This window comes from Rhizobium sp. P1_E1, from assembly GCF_056406015.1.
Genome location: NZ_JBFUAY010000396.1, coordinates 1 through 2,521 on the forward strand (window position 1 = coordinate 1; position 2,521 = coordinate 2,521).

Genomic DNA, 2,521 nt, shown 5'->3' on the forward strand with positions numbered 1-2,521 from the left:
GTCGAAGGCATGTCGTTTCCATGCCGCCGGCCTTTGCAATGTGAGTGGAATCGCAATGTCCGACATTGTCGCCGACCTGCTGCGCCTTAGCGAAGATCCGAATGCCGACCCGAGGACCAGGCGCCGCCAAACCATGGAGCGGCTGGTGCAGACGCTGCTCGCCATGGCCGATGCCGAAATAGGATCGGGAGATGCGCAGCATCGCCATTCCATCATTCATTTGACGACGATCATCCGCGAGATGACGGGAAGGATCGCAGAGGCCGATGATGCGACGTTTTCGGCAATCGTCAGGGAGGCCGCGATGCTGATACGCAGCCTGCAGCGGCACCAGGCCGATGCGGCCAGATTTACGGTGCACTGACGCATGACGGATATGCGGGAGCATAAGCTGGTGACGGTCCAGGGAAGCAAACTTTTGATGACCGGATCAAGAATGGCTCTAACGGACGAGCTCGTATCGCTGAGCCTTCGCCCTGCGGTCGATGTAGGCCCCGAGCCACACCGAACACCGCTGACCGAAGCAGAGGTGGAGATGCTCGCCAACCGGCTGCTCGATGAGTCTATCGGCGCGCCGCTTTGGATCTTCGCCTATGGATCATTGATATGGAAGCCGGACTTCGATGCAGTCGAATCGCAGCATGGCGCAACAAGAGGGTGGCATCGCTCCTTCTGTCTGCAGATGACCCGCTGGCGGGGAACGCGAGCACAGCCGGGCCTGATGATGGCACTTGACCGCGGTGGACGTTGCAACGGCATTGTCTTCAGGCTTGCCGATGATGATCGCCTTGGCCAGATTAGGCGGTTGATCCGCCGTGAGGTCGGCACGATCGAAGACGCTGCGACGGTTCGCTGGATCCCGGTCGCGACCGCGCATGGGCTGGTGCGTGCGCTGGTCTTTTGGGCTGGTCCGAAGGGCGAGCGGGTTTCCCGCAAATTGCCGCTGGAGACGGTGGCGCAGGTGCTTGCGAGAGCCTGCGGACACATGGGCTCCTGCGCCGAATATCTGTATCTGACGGTGAAGCATCTGGAGGAACGCGGCATCAGGGACCGCAATTTATGGCGGCTTCAGAAGCTGGTCGCAGCCGAGCTTGTCGCCATACACGGGCTGAACGCGGCGGCAGGAAGCCATTGAATAGGCATCCCTGCCGCCACTTGGTCAGAGCTTGCCCTTCCAGGGCACAAGGAACGCCTCCAGAAAACGAATGGCGGCCGAGAAGGTGAATGCGCAGATCGCGATGATGCCGATGCCGACGAAGACGACGTCGGTCGCCAGGAACTGTGAAGCCGACATGATCATGAAACCGATCCCGCGCGTGGAGGCGATCAATTCGGCCGCGACCAGCGTGCCCCAGCCGACACCGAGCGCAATTCGGATACCGGTGAGGATCTCGGGCAGGGCCGACGGCAGGACGATATCAAGGAAGAGCTGCAGCCGGCTTGCGCCCAAGGAACGTGCGGCATTGACGCGCTCGATCGGCAGCGAACGAACGCCGGCCTGGGCCGAGAGGCAGATCGGCGCGAACATCGCAAGCACCAGCAGCGTGATCTTCGACGTCTCCCCAATGCCGAGCCAGATGATCATCAGCGGCAGGTAGGAGAGTGGCGGAAGCGGCCAGTAGAATTCGATCGGCGCGTCGAGCACCCCTTTTGCCCAGCGATTCAGGCCCATGAGCAACCCGAGCGGGATGCCGGCGGAAACGGCGATGAGGGCGGCGACCACGATGCGGAACAAGCTCGCAAAAACATGCTCGGACAGTGACGCTCCGGCGTAGCCGTCGCGATAAATGGCGCCGATTTGTGTCAGCACCTCGTCTGGACGCGGCAGGAACAGGTGTGGGACGACACCGAGCGCCGATACCAGCCACCACAGCAGAAGGATGGCGAGGGCCGTGGCAATGCTGATGGCCACCGTCGATTTCTCGCCGGCTCCGAAGCTTGCCATTTTTACCAGCTTGACCTGGCGGTCCTCTCTGCCCGCCGCAATCGGCGGGGCCTGCACTATGTCGCTCATGCGGCGCTCCTGAGGTCTTCGGTGCTGTGGAGAATGGCGCGGATCTCCTCGCGCAGCTCGGCAAATTGCGGCGACGCCTTGATCGACCGGGCGTCGCCGGTTTCGGCGAAGCGGCGAACGAAATCGAGATCGAAACGTGCCACGACGCGGCCCGGTCGCGGTGACATGACCAGCACCTGCGTGCCCAGGAACAAGGCCTCTTCGATCGAGTGCGTGATGAAGAAAATCTTCTTTGCCGTTTTATCCCAGATGGAAACCAGCAGTTCCTGCATCTGCTCGCGCGTCAGGCTGTCGAGCGCGCCGAACGGCTCGTCCATGAGCAGGATGTCGGGATTTGTCGCCAGAGCACGCGCGATGCCGACACGCTGGCGCATGCCGCCCGACAGCTCGTAGGGAAAAGCGCCGGCGAATTCGTCGAGACCGACGAGCCGGAGAAGCTCCAGCGCGCGGGCCTCGCGCTCCTTGCGCTTGACCCCGGCGAATTTCAAACCGAGCGCGACATTGTCG

The 2,521-nt window shown here is 62.2% G+C and carries 4 protein-coding genes; 2 read left to right on the forward strand and 2 right to left on the reverse strand.

The features are described from left to right. Positions 1–55: 55 nt before the first annotated feature. Both AC1D1Z_RS36230 and AC1D1Z_RS36235 read left to right on the forward strand, forming a co-directional pair. A complete protein-coding gene (locus tag AC1D1Z_RS36230) occupies positions 56–364 on the forward strand; it encodes a hypothetical protein (RefSeq protein ID WP_131647026.1) in 309 nt (102 codons plus the stop codon). 3 nt (positions 365–367) lie between these two features. Next, positions 368–1,135: a gamma-glutamylcyclotransferase gene (locus AC1D1Z_RS36235; RefSeq protein ID WP_131647025.1), complete on the forward strand. Its 768-nt coding sequence runs from the start codon at positions 368–370 to the stop codon at positions 1,133–1,135. A 24-nt stretch (positions 1,136–1,159) separates the two neighbouring features. Here AC1D1Z_RS36235 and AC1D1Z_RS36240 read toward each other — a convergent pair whose 3' ends face one another. Beyond that, positions 1,160–2,014, reverse strand: coding sequence for an ABC transporter permease subunit (locus AC1D1Z_RS36240; RefSeq protein ID WP_018246704.1), 855 nt, complete (start codon positions 2,012–2,014; stop codon positions 1,160–1,162). Beyond that, on the reverse strand, positions 2,011–2,521 hold a 511-nt coding region (locus AC1D1Z_RS36245), incomplete at its 5' end, for an ATP-binding cassette domain-containing protein (protein WP_477853629.1). The genes AC1D1Z_RS36245 and AC1D1Z_RS36240, both read right to left, overlap by 4 nt.

Excerpts from the sequence above, each read along its gene's own strand:
- AC1D1Z_RS36230 (WP_131647026.1), top strand. The coding sequence starts at position 56 with ATGTCCGACATTGTCGCCGACCTGCTGCGCCTTAGCGAAGATCCGAAT.
- AC1D1Z_RS36235 (WP_131647025.1), top strand. The coding sequence starts at position 368 with ATGACGGATATGCGGGAGCATAAGCTGGTGACGGTCCAGGGAAGCAAA.
- AC1D1Z_RS36240 (WP_018246704.1), bottom strand. The coding sequence starts at position 2,014 with ATGAGCGACATAGTGCAGGCCCCGCCGATTGCGGCGGGCAGAGAGGAC.